Origin of the sequence: Rhizobium sp. R86522, assembly GCF_042466255.1 — a bacterium.
In the GTDB taxonomy this organism is placed as follows: Bacteria; Pseudomonadota; Alphaproteobacteria; order Rhizobiales; family Rhizobiaceae; genus Allorhizobium.
In genome coordinates this window covers 4,596,926-4,620,863 of record NZ_JAXHBX010000001.1, presented here as the reverse complement: position 1 = coordinate 4,620,863, position 23,938 = coordinate 4,596,926, and the positions used below count along the sequence as shown (strand labels likewise).

Annotated in this window: 18 protein-coding genes; 8 read left to right on the top strand and 10 right to left on the bottom strand. The window is 60.6% G+C overall.

All coding sequences use genetic code 11. The features are described 5' to 3' along the window. Positions 1 to 92 precede the first annotated feature (92 nt). Positions 93 to 1,787 (top strand): hypothetical protein, encoded by a 1,695-nt coding sequence (locus SJY08_RS22200; RefSeq protein ID WP_377278406.1) that lies wholly within the window; start codon positions 93 to 95, stop codon positions 1,785 to 1,787. Between the two features lie 48 nt (positions 1,788 to 1,835). Here the strand turns inward: SJY08_RS22200 and SJY08_RS22195 are convergent, their stop codons facing one another. Genes SJY08_RS22195 through SJY08_RS22175 form a run of 5 tightly spaced genes read right to left on the bottom strand, consistent with a single transcriptional unit; the run spans position 1,836 to position 7,599 of the window. Continuing rightward, positions 1,836 to 3,299: an aspartate aminotransferase family protein gene (locus SJY08_RS22195; protein ID WP_377278404.1), complete on the bottom strand. Its 1,464-nt coding sequence runs from the start codon at positions 3,297 to 3,299 to the stop codon at positions 1,836 to 1,838. 10 nt (positions 3,300 to 3,309) lie between these two features. Continuing rightward, positions 3,310 to 4,320, bottom strand: a complete 1,011-nt coding sequence (locus SJY08_RS22190; RefSeq protein WP_377278402.1) for an NAD-dependent epimerase/dehydratase family protein — start codon at positions 4,318 to 4,320, stop codon at positions 3,310 to 3,312. A gap of 54 nt (positions 4,321 to 4,374) precedes the next feature. After that, on the bottom strand, positions 4,375 to 4,797 hold the full coding sequence (locus SJY08_RS22185) for an EamA family transporter (protein WP_054148622.1): 423 nt from the start codon (positions 4,795 to 4,797) through the stop codon (positions 4,375 to 4,377). Positions 4,798 to 4,831: 34 nt separating this feature from the next. Further along, positions 4,832 to 6,112: an FAD-binding protein gene (locus tag SJY08_RS22180; RefSeq protein ID WP_377278710.1), complete on the bottom strand. Its 1,281-nt coding sequence runs from the start codon at positions 6,110 to 6,112 to the stop codon at positions 4,832 to 4,834. Between the two features lie 47 nt (positions 6,113 to 6,159). Continuing rightward, positions 6,160 to 7,599, bottom strand: coding sequence for a UbiA family prenyltransferase (locus SJY08_RS22175; RefSeq protein WP_377278399.1), 1,440 nt, complete (start codon positions 7,597 to 7,599; stop codon positions 6,160 to 6,162). A 361-nt stretch (positions 7,600 to 7,960) separates the two neighbouring features. Here SJY08_RS22175 and SJY08_RS22170 point away from each other — a divergent pair, with 361 nt between their 5' ends. Both SJY08_RS22170 and SJY08_RS22165 read left to right on the top strand, forming a co-directional pair. Beyond that, positions 7,961 to 9,154 carry a glycosyltransferase gene (locus tag SJY08_RS22170; RefSeq protein ID WP_377278397.1) on the top strand — a complete coding sequence of 398 codons (1,194 nt, stop codon included), beginning with the start codon at positions 7,961 to 7,963 and terminating at the stop codon, positions 9,152 to 9,154. Beyond that, positions 9,151 to 10,014: a DUF6492 family protein gene (locus SJY08_RS22165; protein WP_153763031.1), complete on the top strand. Its 864-nt coding sequence runs from the start codon at positions 9,151 to 9,153 to the stop codon at positions 10,012 to 10,014. The genes SJY08_RS22170 and SJY08_RS22165 overlap by 4 nt, the downstream gene beginning before the upstream one ends. 31 nt (positions 10,015 to 10,045) lie before the next feature. Here SJY08_RS22165 and SJY08_RS22160 read toward each other — a convergent pair whose 3' ends face one another. Continuing rightward, positions 10,046 to 11,308, bottom strand: a complete 1,263-nt coding sequence (locus tag SJY08_RS22160) for a lipopolysaccharide biosynthesis protein (protein ID WP_377278394.1) — start codon at positions 11,306 to 11,308, stop codon at positions 10,046 to 10,048. A 279-nt stretch (positions 11,309 to 11,587) separates the two neighbouring features. Between SJY08_RS22160 and SJY08_RS22155 the strand changes: the two genes are divergently transcribed. Beyond that, on the top strand, positions 11,588 to 13,171 hold the full coding sequence (locus tag SJY08_RS22155; protein WP_377278392.1) for a GumC family protein: 1,584 nt from the start codon (positions 11,588 to 11,590) through the stop codon (positions 13,169 to 13,171). 12 nt (positions 13,172 to 13,183) lie between these two features. On the opposite strand, the gene SJY08_RS22150 is transcribed toward SJY08_RS22155, so the two are convergent. The 3 genes from SJY08_RS22150 to SJY08_RS22140 all read right to left on the bottom strand — a co-directional run bounded on the left by SJY08_RS22150 (position 13,184) and on the right by SJY08_RS22140 (position 16,625). Beyond that, on the bottom strand, positions 13,184 to 14,512 hold the full coding sequence (locus SJY08_RS22150) for an O-antigen ligase family protein (RefSeq protein WP_377278390.1): 1,329 nt from the start codon (positions 14,510 to 14,512) through the stop codon (positions 13,184 to 13,186). Then, positions 14,481 to 15,470 carry a glycosyltransferase family 2 protein gene (locus tag SJY08_RS22145; protein ID WP_377278388.1) on the bottom strand — a complete coding sequence of 330 codons (990 nt, stop codon included), beginning with the start codon at positions 15,468 to 15,470 and terminating at the stop codon, positions 14,481 to 14,483. The genes SJY08_RS22150 and SJY08_RS22145 overlap by 32 nt, the downstream gene beginning before the upstream one ends. A gap of 96 nt (positions 15,471 to 15,566) precedes the next feature. Then, on the bottom strand, positions 15,567 to 16,625 hold the full coding sequence (locus tag SJY08_RS22140; protein ID WP_377278386.1) for a glycoside hydrolase family 5 protein: 1,059 nt from the start codon (positions 16,623 to 16,625) through the stop codon (positions 15,567 to 15,569). Between the two features lie 435 nt (positions 16,626 to 17,060). Between SJY08_RS22140 and purU the strand changes: the two genes are divergently transcribed. The 3 genes from purU (at position 17,061) to SJY08_RS22125 (ending at position 21,559) form a co-directional block, all read left to right on the top strand. Next, the gene (purU, locus tag SJY08_RS22135) at positions 17,061 to 17,945 is read left to right on the top strand and encodes a formyltetrahydrofolate deformylase (RefSeq protein WP_054148612.1); all 885 of its coding nucleotides are present in this window, start codon (positions 17,061 to 17,063) and stop codon (positions 17,943 to 17,945) included. Positions 17,946 to 18,061: 116 nt separating this feature from the next. Further along, complete coding sequence (locus SJY08_RS22130) at positions 18,062 to 20,989, top strand: aminotransferase (protein WP_377278383.1); 2,928 nt, start codon at positions 18,062 to 18,064, stop codon at positions 20,987 to 20,989. A 162-nt stretch (positions 20,990 to 21,151) separates the two neighbouring features. Next, positions 21,152 to 21,559, top strand: a complete 408-nt coding sequence (locus tag SJY08_RS22125; RefSeq protein ID WP_377278381.1) for a DUF3307 domain-containing protein — start codon at positions 21,152 to 21,154, stop codon at positions 21,557 to 21,559. Positions 21,560 to 21,569: 10 nt separating this feature from the next. Here the strand turns inward: SJY08_RS22125 and SJY08_RS22120 are convergent, their stop codons facing one another. Continuing rightward, positions 21,570 to 22,469, bottom strand: coding sequence for a LysR family transcriptional regulator (locus SJY08_RS22120; protein WP_377278379.1), 900 nt, complete (start codon positions 22,467 to 22,469; stop codon positions 21,570 to 21,572). 152 nt (positions 22,470 to 22,621) lie between these two features. Here SJY08_RS22120 and SJY08_RS22115 point away from each other — a divergent pair, with 152 nt between their 5' ends. Continuing rightward, positions 22,622 to 23,905 (top strand): NAD(P)/FAD-dependent oxidoreductase, encoded by a 1,284-nt coding sequence (locus SJY08_RS22115; RefSeq protein WP_377278377.1) that lies wholly within the window; start codon positions 22,622 to 22,624, stop codon positions 23,903 to 23,905. Positions 23,906 to 23,938 lie beyond the last annotated feature (33 nt).

The window sequence follows — 23,938 nt, the reverse complement described above, 5'->3', positions numbered from 1 at the left end:
GCACGATGATCGGTACCGTTTCCGGCCTGTTAAGCTTTCATGCACACCATGGCCCGATTTGTGGCAGCGCATTGACAGACGGGACAATAGCGGTGGTGGATATTTCGGCTTCGAAGACGCGTGATCGAAAAACGCTGTTTCATCTTGTATTGTCTCCGATCGCTTGGCTCTGGCTGACGGTCGCAGCACTTTTCGTCCTGCTCACACTCCCGCTGGCGGTGCCAATCGGCCCGATGTACTGGGACACCTATATCTATCTGGATGCCGCACAGCGCATCCGAATGGGCCAGATCCCGAGCCTCGACTTTTCCACGCCTGTGGGCGCGCTGGGTTACTACCTTTTTGCCTGGGGGCTCGACCTCTTCCCGCGGGCGCAGCCGCTTCTTTTGGTCCAATGGTCACAGCTCGCGGTCACCGCACCGCTGATGACGCTGGTGCTGATCGACGCCGACAGGAAAAGCCGCGCCACGGCCTTCCTCCTGCTGATCCCTTTTCTCGTCTTTGCCGCCTTCCCGGCCAATGCCCAGTTCTTCCATTCCTATCCGGGGCTTGATGGCTTCGGCATTTACAACCGGCAGACTTCGCTTCTTCTCTATGTCTTGACCGCCGGCCTCGTTTTCATGCGCGGGGGCCCGCGCTTTGCGCTCTTCTGCGCCCTGGTCATGCTGGCCCTGTTTCTCACCAAGATCACAGGCCTCCTCGTCGGCGGCCTGATCGGCCTCGGCGCCGTGCTCGCCGGCCGGATTTCACTTGGCAATCTCGTACTTGCCGCGGCCGCCTTTCTGCTTCCACTCGTGATCATCGAACTCGGCACCGGCATGATCGCGGCCTACATCCGGGATATCCTAGACCTGATCGCCATGAACCAGGATGCCTTGCTGCCGCGGTTCCTGACCGTCGCCTCGGGCAAGCTCGACGTCTTGATGCCGGCCGGTCTGCTTCTGCTGGTGATGATCTGGGCGGATCTCAACTATGCATCCGAGCCGAGACGGTTCTTCGACCGATCCTACTGGTGGTTCGGCATCTCCCTGCTCGGCGGAACGGTCCTTGAGACCCAGAACACGGGCAGCCAGGAATTCATCTTCATCTGGCCGGTTCTGCTGATGGCCTATGACCGACTGCCGCAAGTGGTCGACCGGACGAAGGTCACCTTCCTCGTGCTGGCCGCCTTCTGCACCGTCCCGACACTCAGCAAGGTCGCACACAAGACGCTGCGATCGGTCGCGGTCGCTCCGACCTATGTCCAGCCCGACGTTCCTCTCCTGCGCAACATGCAGCAAGTCTCGATGCGGCCGGATGTAATGGAGCGGGCAGTCATGCTGGAGAACCATTACGCCACCCAGGGAGCGGCATACATTGACCTGGCAAACCAGGGCCAACTGCCGAGCTGGCAACTCTACAACGAGCTCGATTATCAGACCTACTGGGTCATTTCCGCAGACATCCTGGTCAAGGCGCTGCTGCAGTTCGAGACCGACAACCAGATCCGTCTGGAAAGTCTGATGACGCTCGATTTCGTCAATCCGTTTCCCTGGATCCTCGACCGCGACGCGACCCGCAAGATCCAGATCGGGGCAGACCCATTCCGAACTGTGAGACAGGTGTCAGCCGACGCACTGGAAGCGGTTCGAGCAACCGACGGGGTGCTTCGCCCGAAATGCCCTGTCACGACCGGGCGGCGGATGCTTGAGGAACGTTATGCGGCAGCGCTCGGCGGACGCCAGGTGGTCGCTCTCGACCCTTGCTGGGATCTCCTGCTACGTCCGGGCATGTTGAAGCCCCAATAAAAAGGCCGGGCTCAGGGCCCGGCCGGTAGGCTTTCATGGTCGTGGGGTTCACTTCACCTGAGCGGTGACGAAATCCTTCACGATCCGGATAATCCCGCGCGACATCACCTCGTCCAGCGCCGCGATGAACTGGTCGACATGTTCCCGCTCGCAGATAAGCGGCGGCTCGAGGCGGATGACGTTGCGGTTATACTCGGTGAAGGCCACCAGCACGCCATGATCGCGCAGGAGATGGCTGCCGATGAAGCCCGGCAGCGAGCCCTTGAGCTTGTCGTCGAGCATCGCGATGACCGGACGCAGCACCAGCGGCATGGTCTGCGAGAAGTCGTGGAATTCGAGGCCGACCATCATCCCCTGGCCACGGACTTCCTTGATCAGGCTCGGGTAACGCGCCTGCAGGGTCCGGAGCTGGTCGAGCAGGTAATCGCCGACCTCTGCGGTGCGATCGATCAGGCCCTCGTCATAGAGAACGTTGAGGGCTTCGATTGAGGTGATGCAGGCTTCGCCGATGCCGCCAAAGGTCGCCATGGCATGGATCATCGCCGTCTTCGGCGTGCCATAGGCCTTCATGTAGATATCGCGCCGCGCGATCATCGCCGCCATCGCGGTCTTGCCCCCGCCGAGCGACTTCGCGAGAGCGGTCACGTCAGGGACGACACCGTAATGCTCGAAGGCGTAGAACTTGCCGGTACGGCCGAGACCGCACTGGACTTCGTCGGCAACCCAGAGCACGCCATACTGGTCGCAGAGCTGGCGCAGCTTCTGCCAGAAGGCAGCATCGGCCTGAATGATCCCGCCACCGCCCTGGACGGTTTCGAGCACGATGACACCGATTTCGGGATCGCTGCGGAAGGCGTTCTCGATCGCTTCGATATCGCCGAACGGCACGCGAACGGTGTTATCGACCAACTTGAACTGGCCGCGATAGAGCGAACCGTCGGTGATCGAGAGCACGCCCTTGGTCTTGCCGTGGAAGGAATTCTCGGCATAGACGACCTTCGGCTTCTGTAGGCCGGCAGCCCGCTCGGCCACCTTGATCGCAGCTTCCATGGCCTCCGAACCCGACGAGCCAAGGAAGACCATGTCGAGATCACCGGGCGAGCAGGCCGCCAGATTATGCGCCAGCGCCGTCGCATATTGCGACATGAAGGCGATCGCGATCTCGTGGCGCTTCTCGTCCTGGAAGGTCTTGCGCGCCTCGATGATGCGCGGATGATTATGCCCGAAGGCAAGCGACCCGAAGCCGCCGAAGAAGTCGAGGATCTTCCTGCCGTTTTGGTCGTAGTAATACATGCCCTCGGCACGCTCGACCTTGATCTTGTGGAAGCCGAGCAGCTTCATGAAATGCAGCTGGCCGGGATTGAGGTGCTGCGTGAAGAGGTCGGTCATCTGCGGAAGGTCAAGCGCCTTGGCCTGATCGACCGACAGAAGGTTCGGCTTTTCGGTTTTCGCGCGGGGCGCCTTCACCGCATCGAGGGTCGGCTGTTCGTTCAATCTGACTGCAGTATTCATCACTGTCTCCTCACGCAGCCTTTGATGCTGCGGCATGGGGTTCAACACGACCTTCGAGCGATTTCCGGTATTCGCTATAGGCGGCGATCAGCATGTCCTCGTCACGATACTGCGGCACCCAGCCGAGTTCGCGTTCGCCCTTGGACACGTCGAGGATGCACATCTCGTCGGCGATCAGATATTGCTCCGGGTCCATCAGCGGCATGTTGATGAGATCGAGGAAATCGAGCGTGCGCTTGACCGCCCAGGCGGGCGTCGGCACCAGGATCGACTTCGAGCCCGCATGCTTGACCAGATCGCCGAGCAGCTTCTTCACCGGCGGCGGGTTGAGCGAGCCGAGATTGTAGACCTCGTTCGGTACGCCGGCCTTGAAGGCGGCATGCGCGGCCGAGGCGCAGTCGAACACCGAGATGAACTGATAGGGGTTCTTGCCCGAACCGATCATCGGCACCGGCAGATTGTTGTCGATCAGCTTGAAGAGCTTGGCGAGAATGCCCAAACGCCCGGGACCGATGATCAGACGCGGACGAAACAGGCTGATATTCATGCCGCGCTTGCGCCAGTCCGCCGCCAGTTCCTCGGTCTTCAGCTTGGAAAGCCCGTATTCGCCGAGCGGCTTACACGGATGATCCTCCGTTTGCGGCCAGCTATAGGTATGGCCATAGACCATGTCGGTGGTGAAGTGCACCAGCGACTTCGCGCCGGCGGCATCCATCGCCTTGATGATGTTTTCGGTGCCATAGAAATTGACCGGGAAGAAGAAGTCGTGCCGCTTGGCGCGCACCTGGATCGGCGACAGCATCTTGGCGGACAGGTTGTAGACCATATCGTCGGCGCCGATGCCGAGCTTGCGGATCGAATCCGGATCCGTGACATCCGTCGGGACAAAGCGCGCATCACGGTAATGCGGCAGGTCGCTCTTCACGATATCGGCAACGACAACCTCCTGGCCGTCGGCAAGCAGTCTGGGTGCCAGGTAGCGTCCGACGAACCCGTCTCCACCGAAGATGATGTGTCTCATGTTCTAAACCCCGTTTTCTTCTTGGTTTTTTGTCGTGTCAGATTGGTTTGATGCTCAGGTCTCGACCGCTTTCGCAATCGAGCTGTCTTCCGCTGTTTTGGTGCTGCTACTGCCGCTTTGGGCAATCAGGACGGTGCCGATGCAGATGAAGGCGATGCCGGCAATCTTCAGAGTACCGAGCTCCTCCTTGAACAGAAGCCAGGCGCAGAGAGCGACGGCGACATAGGCAAGGCTGAGGAAGGGATAGGCGAAGGAAAGGTCGACCTTCGAGAGCACGTAGAGATGCGAAGCCATCGATACCACGAACATGGCAAGACCGAAGAAGACCCACGGATTGAAGAGGATCTGGAAGATCCGCTGGATCATCGTATCGGCCGAAAAGCTGATCGGCCCCAGCGTGATCATGCCGTATTTCAGCATCAGCTGGGCGGCGGCATTGGTCATCACCGTGAACAGGATGAAGGGGATGTATTTCATGATGTCCTCTCGTCGGATGGTCTGTCCGGTCTCGTCATGAGTGCGATGAATTCAGTACAGCGCGTTGCCAGAAGTTCGATGAGAACCCTGGATCCCGCCATGTCTCGAGTTCGGACCAGCTGGGAAAGCCGACCTTGAAGGTGGCCGGGCTCATCCGCTGGTCCTTGTAGGGATTGACGCGACCGCCGGCGGCTACGGTCAGTTCGTCGAGCCTCGCAAGGAGGGTAAGCGTCCGAGGTCCGCGGTTGGGAAAATCCATGGTCAGCGTGTAGCCCGGGCGCGGGAAAGACAGGAGGCCGGGCGAGCCGATATCGCCGAAGCGCTTCAACACAGTAAGGAACGAGGCGTGACCAGCGTCCCGGCTCGCCTGGAGCAACAGCGGGATCGTCTGCCGTGCAGCTTCGAACGGAATGACGCTCTGGTGCTGGAAAAGACCACGCGGACCGTAAAGCCTGTTCCAGTGACCGACGCCATCGAGCGGATAAAAGAAGCTTCCGTAGCTCGCCCGGTGCACGCCGTGCTTCCGGCTCTTCGCCGTGAAATAGGCTGTGTTGAAAGCCGAAAGGCTGAGGCGATTGAGGGCCGAGAATGGCAGATCGAAGGGGACCGCCAAACGGCTGGCCCGCGTCTCGACGTCACGATTGGTGTTTTCGGCATGGTTGCCGGTGATCAGCACGCCGCGCCCGGCGGAACGACCCGCAGCCAGCTGGTCGACCCAGGCCACCGCATATTCGTTGATCCGATCGGCCTCTTCGGCCCGATCGAAGTAGTCCCCAAGATTGGCGAAGGCGACGACCTCTTCGTCAATATCCAGCGAAGACACGCGCATCAGCTTGAGCCGTGCCCGGGTGATGATCCCGGTCAGTCCCATGCCCCCGATCGTTGCGGCAAACAGAGCTGGATTGCTCGACGCCGAACAGTGATGGGTTTCGCCATCGGAACGCAGAAGTTCGAAGCTCTCCACATGGCAGCCGAAGGTGCCGCGCAGATGGTGGTTCTTGCCGTGGACATCGTTGGCGATGGCCCCGCCGAGCGTCACATGGCGCGTTCCCGGTGTCACCGGCAGGAAGAAGCCATGTGGTGCCACCAGAGCGATGATGTCTTCCAGCGTTACGCCAGCTGCGGCGTCGAGGAGACCGCTTTCGGGGTCGAGCGACATATCGGCCGCGGGCGCACGCATCGGCACCAGCGCGCCGCCGTCATTGTGGCAGCTGTCCCCATAGGACCGACCATTGCCGAACGGCAGAAGCGACAAACCAGCGCCATCAGCCGGGCCCCGCAGTCTTGCGAGGGCGTCGGCCACCGGTAGCGCCATGCGCTGCCGCCGATCAACCCGTCCGAAGCTGTCGAAAGCGCCCAGCATCACACCATCCCGGCGACGATGAGGAGTGCTGCACCGATCGCAATGAAGATCTGGCTGCGCCAGTCCGAGGCGATGAAGACGACCGGATCTTCGTTCATTTCCCGGCGATGGGCGAGAACCCAGACGCGCATGTTGATATAGAGCACGATCGGCACCAGCGGCCAGATCAGCCAGGGCTCGGAATAGAGGTTCCCGACGACATCGCTGTTGATGTAGAGCGCGAGAACGAGAACCGCCGTGAAACCGGAAGACACGCCACTCTGTCCGACGATGCCGATATCCTCCGGCCGATATCCGCGGCCGGCGATCCGTGACTGCTCCGGGGCTCCAGAATGCTGCAGTTCGACATAGCGCTTCAGGAATGCGAGCGAGAGGAAGAAGAACAACGCAAAGGCCATCAGCCAGAAGGACATTGGGATGTCCGCCGCCAGCTTGCCGCCGAGGAGGCGCAGCGTATACAGGCCGGCCAGGCAAATGACGTCGAGCAGAAGCATCCGCTTGATCGCCAGCGAATAGGCCGTGGTGGTGACGATATAAACAGCGATGATGACGGCAAACATCGGCGGCAGAAAGAAGCAGATCGCAGCAGCAGTCGCCAGAAGAGCCGCAGAACACGTGAGACCAAAGGGGATGGACAGCTCACCGCTGGCAAACGGCCGATGCCGCTTGCGCGGGTGGACGCGATCGAGCGGCAGATCGATGATGTCGTTGATGATATAGATGGCCGAGGCCGACGCCGAAAAGGCGATAAAAGCCAGCGTCGCCGAAAACATCGTTTCGGCAATCAGGAAATCATGGGCCAGCACCGGCGGAGCGAACACCAGAAGGTTCTTCAGCCACTGATGCACACGCAACATCTTGAGGTAGGTCTTGAGGCCTGTGCGGGGCGCGTCGAAACGCATGGTGTCATGCGCCTGCTGGAAGCGCGAGGCCGCGCGGTCAGGCGCAACGACGACTGCGTTGCGGGCGCGGTCGAAGATCGCAAGGTCAGCGCGATCATTGCCCGCATAGTCGAACCCGTATTCCCCGTATTCGTCGACCAGCGCCGAGGCTTTCGCCTTGCTGGCGAGATTGATCCCATCGCGTGTGGCAAATACCTTGGAGAATATGCCGAGATGGGCGGCAACCGCCTGCGCCAGGGGCTCCGCCGCTGCGGTCGCGAGAACGATGGTGCGGCCTGAAGCGCGTTCCGCCCTGAGATAGTCGAGGAAGTCCTGACGATATGGCAGTCGCGATGCGTCGAGCGTTACGCGTCGGGCAAGTTCGAGTTTGAGGCGCGCCTTGCCAGCCAGCGCCCAGATCGGAAGCAGAAAGACGATGAGCGGGTTGGTCTTGAGGGCGAGAAAGATCGTCTCCCAAAGAAGATCCGTCGCAATCAGCGTTCCATCCAGATCGACCGCAAGCGGCAGATCCCGGCTCTCTTGTAATCTGGCGTCCATTCTCGCTGCACTCCCAGAACGCAATACCAATCAAAGATGCATGGCAGCAGGACCAACCCGGCATCCAAACAACTGAAACAAGGGAAGCAATGCGCCGTGCTTCCGATCACTTGATGCGCCTTTACCTCGCAAGGCTGGCCACCCGTGACATGTCTGAACAACTTACGCGATCGAGAGGGACGTCTGCCTTCAATAGGCAAAGCCCGTCACGAACCTGTGAAACGTTAGGTGTCGAGGCATGAATTCGGAGTTAATGGGGTACTGAAGTGGCCAGGTTTAAAGGAATGTTCACGCCCCTAACTGAGAATAAGGTTTAAGAATTGCATCTCTGAAATGTATCGTGTCTCGCATAGGTGGCGATTTGTCCTTGCATCTGGTCTTCGTCACGTCGCTCGTTGCACAAGCCAATCCCTCAACAGGTTATGAACTTGCCAATGCGGCCCTGCTGGAAGGCTTGGCACGGGCAGGCGTGCGCATCACGGTCATCGGCTGCGCCTGGCCAGGACAGGCCGTCGCTCCGGATGCAGAGGCCGCTCTGGGCGAGGTGGAAGTGCGAACCGAAAAGGCTGGCCCCTGGCTCAAGATCAAATGGCTACTCATGTCCCTTGCGACGGGACTGCCGATGTCGAGCGCCAAGCTGCGTGTGATACGAAAAGAGGCTGTGCGAAGCGCAATCACGGCCGCTGGCCCGTTCGACGGCTATGTCTTGAACGGCGTCGCCCTCGCGGGAGCCTTTCCGGATCTCTTCACCGACAAGCAATCGATCTTTGTCGCTCACAATGTCGAGCATCGCTCGTCGGCCGAGAACGCCCGCAATGCCGGCTCCTTGATCAAGCGCATTCTGTTCGCCCGTGATGCGCGACTTCTGAAGACACTTGAGCACAGGCTCAGGGACCGGTCGACCAGCGTCGTGACCTTCGCTGCCGAGGACGCGGTGGATCTCGGCGTTCCGCCGGAGCGCTCCGTATTCCTCCCCTTAAGTATTCAGAGATCGACGCGGCTCCCGGAGACGAGAAAACTGGCGCATGATCTTGCCCTCTTGGGCACCTGGACATGGCATCCCAATCGGATCGGGCTGGAATGGTTCTTGAACGAGGTGACGCCCAGGCTGCTCGACGATGTGCGCATCAGGGTCGCTGGCAGCACCCCGGCCGATCTTGCTTCTGCCTGGCCCGATGTCGACTTCGTCGGAAGGGTGGAACGCGCGACAGATTTCGTCGCTGAAAGCGCCGTGATCCCGCTGATCAGTCGGGCCGGCACGGGCGTGCAGTTGAAGACGATTGAAACCTTCTCGCTCGGCCTGCCAAGCGTGGCGACGACAAGCTCGGTCCGCGGCATTGCGGCGATCCCCGACAATTGCACCATTGCTGACGATCCCGAAAGTTTCGCTGCAGCGCTCAACGACAAGATACGTCGGGCGCGGGCGGGCAACCTTCAGCGGCTCGATGGCCGGGTCTTTGCCGAAACACAGGCCCAGCTGATGGATGCCGGCGTCAGGCAGATGCTCGACATGCTGACCGGGGCCACATCAGGCGCAAAGGAAGCTCTGTCATGAAGACAGCCATTGTCACCGCGAGCTATCACGCGGACTTCGAACGGTTCCGTCTGCTCTGCGAGACGCTGGACACGCATGTCACGGGATACACGAAACATTATGTGCTCGTCGAAGACCGCGATGTTCCGCTGTTCCGGCAACTGCAATCGCCGCGCAGGGTGATCATCGGAGAGAAGGACCTCTTGCCATCCTGGCTGAAGGTCTTTCCCGATCCGCTGACCATGGGCCGACGTCGCATCTGGCTATCGTTCAAGACTAAGCCGCTTCGCGGTTGGCATGTTCAGCAGTTTCGCCGGATAGCCATCGCCGACCTGGTCGAGGACGATGCGTTTCTCTATCTGGATTCCGATGTCGCATTCCTTCGGCCCTATGATTGCAGCCAGCTCTGGCGCGACGAAGCGCTGCGCCTGCTGGTCAGGCCCGGCGCCTTGACGGCAGACTCCATGGACGAACATCGACGCTGGTCCGCCAATGCCGGGGCGTTGTTCGGCCTGCCCGAAACGCAGCGCTCCACGAACGACTATGTCGGCACGATGATCGCCTGGAAACGAAGCAGCATCAGGGACATGTGTGCGCGGATCGAGAGCGTCACGGGCGAGCACTGGATCGCGGCGATGGGCAAGCAGCGCTGTTTCTCGGAATGCATGATGTATGGCCGCTTCGTGGATGACGTCGAGCACGGCGCGGGTCATTTCCACGACCAGACGGAGCTTTGCAAGGTCTTCTGGCTGGCTCCACCGCCCACGGAGGACGAATTCCGTGCCTTCGTGGCGGACATGGCACCTGAACAGGTGGCGCTCGGCATGCAGTCCTTCCTGGGTCTTGAACCCGCAGAAATCCGACGCATCCTCGGCCTATGACTACGATTGGTGAGGTTCGCCGCGAGAACCGTCAGACCCGCTTGGCCGGCAGCCTGAGGCTCGAATAGGTGAAGATGGCCGAGATCACATAGAGACCGGCAAAGACACCATTCAAGGCAACAATCCAGTCCTGGCCCTCATGTGCGAAACTGTTGAGCAGGAGCGCGATCAGCCCGGCCTTGCTCAGTGTCAGAAGTGCAAGACACAACGTGCGCAGCCAGCTTTGACCACGGGCATACATCAGCTCTCCCTGGTACTCCGCGAGATTCCGAAAACCCGGAACGAGCAGAACAAGCGGCAGCAACTCGGCAACTGGTGCCACGTTGCGGCCGAGCGCATTCGGATAGAGGTGCAGGAGAAAGGCGAGTGTTGCGAGGCCGGCAACGGAGACGATCATCAACCCTGCTTCGATGAGCACCCTGACCTTGAGTGACCTCAACATGTCAGGGCTCTGCATCAGTTTCTGCACCAGGATCGTGTTGAAGGAGCGGATCGGCAGCGCAGTCAGGTCGACGACCCGCATGATGATCGCATAGACACCGGCAACGGCCGGCCCACCGATCCCGAGCACCATCAGCTTGTCGAGCTCCGACTGCAGGTAGAACAGCAGTTCAGCACCCGCGACGGCGAGAGAATCCTGCACCCGCCGAAGATAGAGCCGCATATCGAACCGCAGCCGAACGCGGGGGTAGAAGCAGAGGGCAACGACCAGCGATACGGCATTCGCGCCCATGTACCACCATGCCCAATGCTCGAGGTCCTGGACCGAGGTCTGGCTCCAGAAGAGGCCAGCTGCCGCCGCGCGTGCAGCAGTTCCAAAGATCACCAGGAGAGCAGCGAGCCCGAAACGCTTGAGCCCATTGTTGACGATGATGACGATCTCGGCAGACCGCCAGAGCAAAATCTCGGCGATGATCACAAGGGAAAAGGTGAGCAGACCGACATCGTCGGAAAAGAACAGGAGATAGATCAGCAGCGCTGAGATGATGACGAGCGGCAGGGAGAGAAGAGAAGCGAGCAGATAGCCAACCGTATAGACGCCGAGTAGCCGCGGCTTGACGACCGCAATGCGATAAAGCGGTGAGCTGAAACCGAGCGCCAGCAGCCGGGAGAGGACGAGCCCGGCGCCCGACGCTGTGGCGAAGACGCCGTAGTCCGCAAGCGGCAGTGTGTTGGCCAGCACGACGAAGTAGGCGAGAGACACGACCAGTCGCCCCGCAGATCCCGATATCACCGAGAAATAGGAGTGTAGGAGCTGCCGGTTTGCAGAAAGGTGCCGAAGGATCGCGTTCACGTGGTGTCCAGAGTTGCTGAAGGCGCAGGTCACATTTCGGACGGCGTCGACACCTGCAGAAGCTACGTCCGAAACGGTTAATTTTCCGATCTTTTAACCATTTGTTTTTGATAAAAAATTAAATTCGCGCCACGCGAACCATTTCCCGAAGCAAGGGCTGACATGTATCTGCGCGATGATCGCACCAGTCACGGAGGCAAAGAGCCCGGCGCCGCAGGCGCAGAGCGCCTATCCGGACACTCCGCAGACACCCGTGTCGGGCGACCTTCCCTGCGGGACATGCTGGAACGCCACGACGACCACCTCGATTTTCTGCGGGCACGCGTATCCATGCTCGAGGGCCAGGTGAACAGCATGGAGGTCGGAGAATCCAGCCCCCCTGCTCCCGCCCCCGTTGTCGTGCCGATCCAGGAGCCTTCGCCTGAAATCTCCACGGACAGTCGTCAGGATGGAAACCGAGACGGCCATGACGTCCGACGGGATCAGGCGGAATGGAAGCCTCTGATCGACCCCCTCATCGTCATCGACATTCTCAAACGGTCCCATCGCATTCTGATTGCCTCGACGGTGATCGGCGGCCTCTTTGGTGCCGCCTATGCCATGACCCTGCCGAAACTCTGGGTCGCCAGCAGTGACATCCTCGTCGACCCTAGGCAGATCCGCACCGTCGGCGACCAGTTGACCACCGATCAATTGCCCACCGATGCCTCGCTCGCCGTGGTCGAAAGTCAGGCGCGCATCGTCAAGTCGAACAGTGTCCTGTTGAAAGTCATCGAGCAGGCCGCTCTCAAGCAGGACCCGGAATTCAACGGCACCCTCCGCCCCTCGGGCCTGAGCGCCCTCTGGTCGCCAGCATCCCAGAGCGACGCCCAGAATGTCGAGTCACGGGTCTTGAACCACCTCCACGAGGTAATCAATGTGAACCGGGATCAGAAGACATTCATCTTTTCGATCTCTGCAGAAACGCGGGATCCGGAGAAGTCCGCGCGTCTGGCCAACATCGTCAGCGACGTCTTTCAGCGCGAACTGGCCTCGATGCAATCCGAAGCTGTTCGCCGCACATCGGACGAACTGTCGAGCCGCCTTACCGACCTGCGCATGAAGCTCGAAGAGGCGGAAAAGGCCGCCGAAAGCTTCCGCAACTCGAATGACCTCGTGAATGTCGACGGCAAACTGATCGTGGACAACGATCTGAAACTGCTGAATGAAAGACTGAGTTCGCTGCGCGTCGAAACCGCCGGCCTGCGCGCCAAGATTACCAGCATCGCGAAGATGGCAGCCTCCAGCGGCGGTGAACTGGCGCTCCCCGAAGACGTGAGTTCCGACACGATCGCGGTCCTGCGCACGCGTTATGCCGATCTGCGCAAGGAACTCGAATCGATCGCGGCCCGCTATGGACCGCAACACCCGAGATATATCGAGGCACAATCGCAGGCCAGTGGGATGCTCAACCAGATCCGTGAGGAACTCAGCCGCATCCGCAGCGCCCTCCAGGTCGAGCTGGATCGCTCCCTCCAGCAGGAAGTGGCACTCACCAGCCGCCTCCGGGAACTCAAGGACACCCAGGCATCGAACAATGATAGCCTCGTCACATTGCGCGAACTCGAGCGCGAGGCGGCGGCACGCCGTTCCGTCTACGAGTCCTTCCTGCTCAGAACCCGCGAAACCGGGGAACAGGAGGCCATTACGCTCGCCAATATTCAGGTCCTGTCGGAGGCCCGCCCACCGCTGGATCCGGTCGGTCCCTCTCGCAAGGTGATCGCCCTTGGCGGCCTGATCGCTGGATTTGGCATCGGCGTTCTGCTCGCCCTTGGCCTCAATTTGAGGCGCTTGTGGAAGCGCCGCGAAGACGCGCAGGCCTGAACGAAAGGCAGCTCAGGCAAGCCTTCGTGGGATGGACACTCTCGCCACGAGCCTGAGGCCGATCACCCCGAAGAAGCAGAGCATCCAGACAGGGTCCATGCGACGGAAGAAGAAGCTCTCCATCATCGCATTCAGCGTCGTGAAGAAGACGATCATCATGAAGAAGTCCGCGAGCAACCTGTTCTCCCGGACCGGCCTGCAGCGCATGTAGTCGATCAGCGGAAGCAGGATCAGGACCGCCAGCGCGACGATCAGCGCCGGTATCCCCATGGAGATCGCGATATCGAGATAGCCGTTATGGGCATGCACGATGCCGCGCACATCCCAGTCGAGATAATAGGGATTGGCGGCATAGCGGACCAGATCTGTACTCCAGAAACTCTCATAGCCGAAGCCGGTGAGCGGGCGATCGGCCAGTGCATCGAGCCCGAACTTCCAGATGGAGACACGTCCGGTAAATGTCGGGTCGATCCCGAGCCAGAGAATAAACTGGTGGATCGGTTCGATCAGCACGGAACCGAAGGTCAGGAGAGCAAAGGCAAGCTGGCAGCAGAAGACCGCGATCGGTGTCAGCACGCGAAGCCCGATCGCACTCGGTAGGAGGACAAGGAGAGCGGCAACGGGCACCAGTCCAAGCGTGGTCTTGGAGCCCGTCTGGCTGACAAAGATCAGGGCCGACACCGCGATCACCACGCCGGACCAGCGGTCGCCGCGTCGCCAGAGATAGATGGCCGCAAAGACGAATGCCGCCATGACCGGCCCGGCGATGTTCTTGTGCGTGAAGACCCCGCGCCAGAGATAGGAATTCTGAGGCTCCAGAGCGTCGAAGCCATGGGTTGCCAGAGAGGGGAACAAGGGTAGCCCGGCATAGCAGATGAAGATCAGGATGCCTGCGACCACGCTCAACATGCGGGCATAGCCATCTCCATCCTGCGGCAGCGCCAACACGGTCACGATGGTCATCATCACGATCAGGGTGAGAATGATGCCGCGCAAGGTCGCACTCGGATCTGGAGCGGTGAATCCGGAAAGCACAAGAAAACCGATCATCAGCAACCAGGCCGGACCGATCAGGGACGGCAGCCTGCGCAGATCGGCCAGCGTCAGCAGCGAGCCGAGCGCAATGAGGCCAAGCAGGCCAAAGCCCAGCTGATTGACCAGATTGCCGCCTTCTTCCACGCCTTCATGAACCGGCGAGAAAGGCTGGAACGAGATTAGCATGATCGTAAACATCAGGATGCTCACGACGACGGCCGCCCGGCGCAGCATCTGCGCGGGATAGGCAGGCCTCACCCCCGCGCTATCGCGGTCAGCGACCGTCCGTATGTCGATACTGTTCATCGGCATATCCGAAATGAGCGAGCGTCCGGCCAAGGCCGACATGGACGTAATACAGGCTGTTCTGCAACGATCCGAGGCGGCGAGCGGCCATGATCGCCTTCAGCGGCGAGAGGCTCAGCAGGGCGATGCTCTTCAGGAAGACCTGCGTGGAGCCCAATGGCTGGCTGGCGCGCCGTCCCTTCTCGACCAGGCTAGAAATGACACCATCGCGAATGCCGCGCGCGCGCAGCCAGGATCGCTCAAGACGGTTTGCAGGCACGGTCTCGAGGACCGGCGCCTCATGACACCAGGCAGTTTTGAAACCTTTGCGCACAGACTGATCAATGAAGTTCGCATCCCCGCCACCGGTGAAGTTGAACCTCTGGTCGAGAAACGGATAGGTATTTGCCTCAAGCAGAACGCGGGAGACCAGGAGATTGCCGGAGGAATAGAGGAGCGGGACAAGCCCAGTCGTCTGATAAGGCGGCGTGAATACCGGATGCCGGGGCACATCGCCGGTTTCAGTCGTCGGGAAGACCGGCACTTGCGGGCCACCGACCAGATCGGCACCAAACATTTCCTTGGTGCGGCTCATGGCCTCGATCCAGTCCGGATCGGCAATCTCGTCATCATCGATAACAAGCAGATGGCTCATGTTGGGGAAGTGCTGAAGCGCCGTCAGCCAGGCGGCATTATAGGCATTACAATTTCCCCTGAGCGTCTCGACAATCAGGATGCCGTTGATCTGCCCCGTTTCGAACAGGGGCCGGGCCGCCACCACACCCTCGCGGTGATCACTGTCATTATCGACCAGCACGACGGCATAGCGACGGTTTGTCCTTTGGGCCGCCAGACTTTCAAGCGTCTTGAGAAGGTGCACTGGTCGACGAAAGGTCGGTACCGTCACGACAACCGTGACGGCGTCATGCGCCAGATCAGGCGTCTGCGTGACCAGCTCGATGTGATCCGGTAAGGCCAATCGGGAGCTCTTTCGAATGTGCGGAACTTCGCCGAGCAAATACCAAAACTGTTGATACCAGCTTAACCTCTGCGCCGTTTCACACGGCTGGCGGTCTCAGGGACGTTCAAGGCCCGGGCAACCTTCCGCTGCACCAACGAAATCGTTGAGCACGGGTGCGAGACCACGGAGCTGGGGTCGATCGCCGTTCTTGGTCGGCTGGATGTTGAGCTCTTCGGTTTCGGGCCACCAGTCACCAGCCGCCCAATAGGTCCAGCCGATCCACGATGCCTTGTCCTCATCGAGGAGCTTCACCACCTCCGTCAACACCGCCGTGCATTCCGGCGTTCCCGGAACACCGAACTCGCCGAGGAAGCCTCGCTGACCGGTTTCCTTCAACCATTCGCCGACCTCGCGGATCGCATCAACCGCATCGGAAGCACGGCTGCAGTTGTTCAAGGTCCCGGAAAAGTCGTCGTCGAAATACTGGTAAATCTCGAAGGCATAGTTATTCGCCGGGTCCTTGATGCTCAAAAGCACCTCGGCATTCGCCCCGCCATACCAGTCGCCGAACCAGCTATGCGCACCGGTCCAGGACGTACCCGGAACCAGAATGAGATTGTCTGCGCCAACGTCGCGAATGCCCGCGATCGCTTCGTTGGCAACATCACGCCAATCCGTCGACGAGATGTCGAAGGGCTCGTTCATCAGGCCGAAGACCACATGTCGGTCTCCCTCGAACTCCTTGGCCAGCCGCTCCCAGAAATCGACGAAGGCCGAGACCGGAACCTCCTCGGTTCCGATCAGCTTTTCGAAATAGCGCGCATAGTTATGCGGATCTAGGATCACGGTCTGATTGAAGGATCCGATCGTCGCGACGGTTTCCTTGAGACGGCTTAGCTCCGCAGGGTCGAAGTCGCTGTTCAGCTTCGGCTGCAGGCGCTCCCAAAGGAACGGGAGCCGCACGGTATTGAAACCCTTGCCCGCGAAATAGGTGATCGTCTCCAACGAAGGGTAGATATAGCCTTCGCCGAACACGCCCTGCAGATTGCCGAATTCCGCCCCCGCGAGGTTTATTCCACGAAAGCAAGCACTGCTTGTGGCAGCAAACGAATTGATGGGCATTGCCATGGCGACAGCAGCGGAAATCAGGCCGAGCATCAAATTCCGTTTCATCGTTTTCAATCCTGTCTTGGCCTGAATATCGCGGAAGTTCTAGCCGGTCACCGGCGTAATGTCATTCTGGTTCTGCCAGCAGTATTCATGCGTGTGGTCTACACCGCGCCTCAAATCACACTTTGAGGAGCGGCACCGGGAAGGCATTCCCGATCCTTCACGCGCAAGTCACCGCGAACGGCGCTTACAGGCCGGAATATTCCACCCCCATCAAGAGACGAACGGCGAAGATGCGCCCTGGAAAGACGCAATGGGAACGGGGTTTTGCATTTCGTGCCCTAATCTCTGGCCATCGCAAAGGAGCGGAAACCGCAGGCGCGCGTGCCGACTTCCTTTGAAAGACGATGAGGATCAGCAACACGGCACGCTTCCGATCGTGTCGGACATGCGATAGAGACACGGCGCCTGCGCCATGCCGAGGAGATGAGAGAACCGATGACGAGCTATGTATTGACCGTATCCTGCCAGTCGACCCGCGGCATTGTCGCGGCGATTTCGGGTTATCTCGCCGAGCAGGGCTGCAACATCGTCGACAGCTCTCAGTTCGACGACCTCCACACCGGCCAGTTCTTCATGCGCGTCTCCTTCATCTCGGAGGAAGGCGCCAATGAAGCCAAGCTCGAAAAGGGTTTTCTGCCCGTCGCCGAAAAATTCGGCATGAACTGGAACCTGCATGACGCCGCCAAGCGCATGAAGGTCCTCCTGATGGTCTCGCGCTTCGGCCACTGCCTGAACGACCTTCTCTATCGCTGGAAGATCGGCGCGCTGCCGATCGAGATCGTTGGCGTCGTCTCCAACCACTTCGACTACCAGAAGGTCGTCGTGAACCACGACATTCCCTTCCACCACATCAAGGTGACCAAGGAAAACAAGCCGGAAGCCGAAGCCCGGATCATGGATCTGGTCGAGCAGACCGGCACCGAACTGATTGTGCTCGCCCGCTACATGCAGGTCCTCTCCGACGACATGTGCAAGAAGATGTCGGGCAAGATCATCAACATCCACCATTCCTTCCTGCCGAGCTTCAAGGGCGCAAACCCCTACAAGCAGGCCTTCGAACGCGGTGTGAAGCTGATCGGTGCCACGGCCCATTACGTCACCGCTGATCTCGACGAAGGTCCGATCATCGAGCAGGACGTCGCCCGCATCACCCATGCCCAGTCGGCAGACGATTACGTCTCGATCGGCCGCGACGTCGAAAGCCAGGTCCTGGCGCGTGCCATCCACGCCCATATCCACCACCGGACCTTCATCAACGGCAACCGGACGGTCGTCTTCCCGGCGAGCCCGGGCTCCTATGCCTCCGAGCGCATGGGCTGAGCATGAAAAGGGCGTCGGAAACGACGCCCTTCGTCTTTTGCTGCCATGGCTCTGCGGGATAGACGCGACACAAGGCTCTGCTAATCTCCCGACATGATTCCCGTGGGAGGAAACGTATGGCCGACTCGGCTCTGCTCCAGCGCACCGAACTGCCGCGCCCGAACGTCACGTTGGCAGATGCCAGGGTCATTTTTAACGAATTCTACGGCTTCAGCGGGACGATCCGGGAACTCGGCAGCCAGCAGGACCGCAATTTCCTGATCGACACCGGCGAAGAGCGGCTCGTTCTCAAGGTCACACGGGCGGAATATCCCCAGCCGGAACTGGATGCCCAGAACAGGGCCATGGAGCACCTGCGCAATCTTGATCTCGGTCTGCGCATACCCGAACCGATCCCGGCCCTGACAGGGGAATACATCCCCCAGATCGAAGTTGGCGGGCACTACTACTGGGTCAGGCTCTTGTCCTATCTGGATGGCGAGCCCCTGACGCGCCAGAAATATCTTGCTCCTGAGGTTGTCGCCTCGTTCGGTGACGTGGTCGCCCGGATTGCAGGCGGGCTCAAGGACTTCCGTCACAGCGGGCTGGAACGGGAACTGCAGTGGGATCTCCGCCGCGCAGGCCCGGTTGCCTTGCATCTCCTGAAATCAGTCGCGGACCAGAAACAGCGGGACCGGATTGCCAAGGCGATGATCATGGCGGTGAAGCGCCTGCAGCCACTGGCTTCAGAACTGCGCATTCAATGCATTCATCACGACATCACCGACGACAACGTGGTGGCCACACCGAACGCAACCGGCCGTCTGATGCCCGATGGCGTCATCGACTTCGGTGATGTTCTCTATGGATGGCTGGTGGCCGACCTCGCGGTGACCTGCGCCGCACTCCTGCACCACGCCGATGGAGACCCTTGCTTCATCCTACCGGCCGTCAAGGCCTTCCACGCACGCTATCCACTCAACGAGGCGGAGTTGAAGGCGCTCTGGCCGCTGATCGTCGCCCGCGCCGGGGTGCTGGTCGCCAGCAGCGAGCAGCAGCTGTCGATCGACCCTGACAACGACTATGTGCTTGGCAATATCGAGCACGAGCGGACCATTTTCGAGGTGGCGACCTCGGTGCCCTACCCGCTGATGGAAGCGGCCATCCTGGACGCCGCCGGCATGCTTCCGGACGAACCGGAGCTGACGAAGTCGCATCCACTTCTTCCCTCGCTCGCACCCGCAGACTTCCGCCTGACAGACCTCTCGGTGACGAGCCAGGACCTGCCGCGCGACACCTGGAGCGACCAGGAGATCGACTGGAAGCTTCTGGCCCGAGCGGCCATGGAGACAGGCGTTGCCTCGACCCGCTATGGCGAATTCCGCCTGTCCTACACCAAGCCTCTGTCCCAGACGCCGCCGGCAACCTTCGCACTGCATATCGATGTCTGCCTGCCAGGAGCGACCGAAGCCTTCGCTCCCTTCGACGGAACCATTATACTCGACGGCCACCACCTGATCCTGTCATCGCCTGAGCTGTCGCTTCATCTGGATGGCATCGACTGCAGCCTCGAAGAGGGCACGACCGTAAAGGCGGGTGACGCAATCGGTGCGGTGGCCGGCGCAGCCGGTGGCGTCGGCGGCTTGCGCATCCAGCTTTGCCGCGATCCGGATCTCGTCCCGCCACTCTTTGCCAAGCCGCAGCAAAGCGCAGTCTGGCGCCGCATATGCCCCTCGCCTTCGACGCTGCTCGGCGTCGGCGTTGATGCACCGGCACCGGAGAGCCATGTGCTTCTGGAACGCCGCAAGAACAGCTTCGCCAAGCCGCAGAAGAACTACTATGCCGACCCACCACAGATCGAACGGGGCTGGCGAGAGCATCTCTTCGACGTGAACGGCCGCGCCTATCTCGACATGGTCAACAATGTCACGATCCTCGGCCACGGCAATACACGTTTGGCCGAGGCGGTCGGCAGACAATGGGCCATGCTCAACACGAACTCGCGCTTTCACTACGCCGCCGTCGCCGAATTCTCGGATCGCCTCGCCTCACTCGCGCCAGAGGGGCTAGACACGGTCTTCCTCGTGAATTCGGGCTCCGAAGCCGTGGACCTTGCGCTGCGGCTCGCCTGGGCCCATAGAGGCCACCGTCACATCCTGAGCCTCCTGGAGGCCTATCACGGCTGGACAGTCGCAAGCGACGCGGTCTCGACATCGCTCGCCGACAATCCGCGCGCCCTGGAAACGCGCCCGGACTGGGTGCACCCGGTGCTCTCCCCCAACACCTACCGCGGCAAATACCGCGGTGACGGTTCGACAGATGGTTATGTCCAAGCCGTGATCGAGAAGATCGCCGAGATCGAAAATGCGGGCGGTCAGCTGGGCGGCTTCATCGCAGAAAGTGTGTATGGCAATGCCGGTGGCATTCCGCTTCCGCCGGGTTATCTCCGGGACGTCTATGCACTCGTTCGCGAGCGTGGAGGTCTCTGCATCGCCGATGAAGTGCAGGTCGGATACGGCCGCCTTGGTCATCATTTCTGGGGCTTCGAACAGCAGGGCGTCGTCCCGGACATCATCACGGTGGCCAAGGGCATGGGCAACGGCCAGCCGCTCGGCGCCGTGATCACCAGGCGCGAGATCGCCGACAGCCTCGAAAAAGAGGGCTATTTCTTCTCATCCTCCGGCGGCAGCCCCGTGAGCTGTGTCGTCGGGATGACCGTTCTCGACATCATGCGGGACGAAAAACTGCAGCAAAATACCCGAGACACCGGTGACCATCTGAAAGCACGACTTGAAGCTTTGGGTCAGCGTTTCCCGATCGTCGGCGCCGTCCACGGAATGGGCCTCTATCTCGGGCTGGAATTCGTGCGTGATCGCGAGACGCTGGAACCTGCAACGGAAGAGACTGCAGCCATATGCGACCGCCTGCTAGAACTCGGCGTCATCATGCAACCAACGGGCGATCATCTTAACGTTTTGAAAATAAAGCCGCCGCTCTGCCTTGGCAAAGAGAGCGCCGATTTCTTCGCGGACATGCTGGAAAAGGTGCTTTCCGATGGCTGGTGATGACGGACGCAGTCACTACTATCCTCCTAATTCCGCGCTCCGAAACACGATCGTTGCGTAAAGGAAACGCAAAGCCCAAATCTGGGTAAACTAAATGGCAGCTTCACAGCGTTTTGGAGAGTGGTCTATCTTCGGACAGAACATACAGCCGAAGGAATATTCATGCCCACCATACCGGAGCAAATCGCCAGCGATCTTTTGATCTGGGCCGTCGCTCTGTTCGTCATCAAGCATCTCCTAGCCGATTTTCTGCTTCAGACCGGTTGGATGGCAACAGGCAAGGAGCGGCTTAAGGGGTGGATAGCCCCCTTGTTCGCGCATGTTGTCGTCCATGCCTTGGGAACGCTGTTGATCTGCCTCACGATGGCACCGCAACTCGCCTGGCTTGCGGTTATCGATCTTGCCGTTCACGGACTGATCGATCGGAGCAAGGCGCTGGTCCAGCAGCGTTACCACTTCAAGGTGGACCAGGCCGCTTATTGGTGGCTTTTCGGCACCGACCAGACCCTGCACCATCTCACCCATCTCGCCTTCGCCGTCTGGATTGCGGCTGCGGCGAGTTCACTGTGACCAGAAGCTGCTAGCGCTGCGCAAGTTCCTTGACGATCCACTCCCGGAAAGCGACGAGTGGCGGATAGGCCGCCCTCTCCCGCGGGAAGGCGAGATAATATCGTTGCGCGCTCTGCATCGGGCGATCGACTGCGGCCACCAACTCGCCCCGTGCGAGCTCGTCCGGGATGAGGAAGGTCGGAAGCAGCGCCACGCCGAGACCGCCGATCGCCGCCTGCGATGCAGTGGCGAACTGGTCGAAGAGCATTCCATGCAGGTTTTCGAACACGACACCGGTTTCCGTGAACCAACGTTCCCATGCATCCGGCCGGGTCGTGAGATGCAGCAAAGGCACGTGCAGAAGATCGGATGGCGCTTGGATCGCATGCGCCTGTTTGAAGTCCGGGCTGCATGCAGGAATCGTCTCCTCCCGCATCAAGAGCGTCAGTTCCGCGCCCGGCCAGACGGCATCGCCGAAATGGATCGCCGCATCGATCGAATCCAGTCGGAAGTCGAATGGCGACAGTCGCGTCACCAGATTGATCGTGATCCCGGGATTGCCGGCGAGAAATTGCCCTAGCCGCGGGGCGAGCCAACGGGCACCGAATGTCGGCAGGATTGCAAGATTGAGCGTGCCGCCATGCGGATTGGCACGCAGGTTCAGGGATGCGCTGGAGATGCGGCGAAGCGCTTCCCGTATCTCGCGGGCATAGCTGTCACCGGCGACTGTCAGCCGGATCGTCTGGCGCTCGCGCAGAAACAGCTCGACACCAAGCTGGTTCTCCAATGCCTTGATCTGTCGGCTGACCGCACTCTGCGTCAGATCGAGCTCCCGTGCCGCCGCCGTGATGCTCCCCGTCCGGGCTGCGGCCTCGAATGCAGTGAGCAGCGACAGCGATGGAAGGAAGCGGCGGGCAGGCAGCATGGTCATGCCTTTTTGGAATGATCTCTTGAGAATTTATCGCTGGAATGGCGTAGAACGCTCTTCTAGAAATCACAAGACTGTACGGGGCGGAATGACATGGGACACGGAGTGATCTCGTGCGGCCAGCCCCGGCACATTGCAGATCTCGGGGCCACACCATGCTGAACGATCCTCGCTCCCACGGACTTTGGGAAAAGACGGCCCCTGCCGCGCCCCAGACGGCGCCCCTGCGCGGCGCCGCGACTGCGGATGTCGTGATCGTCGGCGGCGGTTATACTGGGCTTTCTACAGCCCTGCACCTCGCCGAAGCAGGCACCAGCGTGATCCTGCTCGAAGCGAAGGAAATCGGCTTTGGGGGCGCGGGCCGCAATGTCGGCCTGATCAATGCGGGCATGTGGGTCATGCCAGACGACCTGCCGGGCGAACTCGGCCCAGTCTACGGCGAACGGCTGCTGGATCTTCTCGGCAACGGACCACGCACCGTGATGGAGCTGATCGATCGCCACAGGATCGAATGTGAGTTGGAGCGCTCTGGCACGCTACACTGCGCCGTCGGCAGCGCCGGCCAGAAGGAAATCGAGGCGCGCGCCGAGCAATGGCAGCGCCGGGGCGCCCCCGTGGACCTGCTGGACAAGGCAGAAACGGAATCCAAGATCAGCACCCGCGCCTACCAGGGCTCCCTGCTCGATCGCCGGGCTGGCACGCTGCAGCCGCTCGCTTACGCCCGGGGCCTTGCTCATGCTGCACAAAAGGCCGGAGCGGTTCTGCATACGGCAAGCCCGGTTGAAGCCTATGGCAAGACAGCAGATCGCTGGAGGGTGACCACGGCAGAAGGCACTGTCGATGCCCAATGGATCGTCGTCGCAACCGATGCCTATAGCCATGGCCCCTTTGCCGCGGTGCGCGAAGAACAGGTTCACCTCCCCTACTTCAATTTTGCGACGGCCCCCCTGAGCGACAACTTGCGTAAGTCGATACTGACGGAACGTCAGGGCTGCTGGGATACCAAGGAGGTTCTCTCCTCCTTCCGCATGGACAGGGCCGGCCGCATGGTCTTCGGCAGCGTCGGTGCCCTACGCGGCACCGGGCTCTCGATCCATCGGTCCTGGGCTCGCCGCGCGCTGAAGGCGATCTTCCCGCAGATCGGCGACATTGCCTTCGAAAGCGAATGGTATGGTCAGATCGGTATGACCACGAATGCGCTTCCGCGCTTCCACAAGTTTGCGCCCGGCGTCATCGGCTTCTCCGGCTATAACGGTCGAGGCATCTCGCCGGGCACGGTCTTCGGCAAGACCATCGCAAGCCACATCCTCGGCCAGATGTCAGAGGAAGAACTGCCCTTGCCACTCACCGATCCACACGCACCGGCCTTCCGCACCCTGAAGGAAGCATGGTACGAGGCCGGCGCCCAGGTGGCGCATCTGGCCGGCGCACGATTTTGAACGAACAAGAACCAGGTAGACCTGACGGAAGGA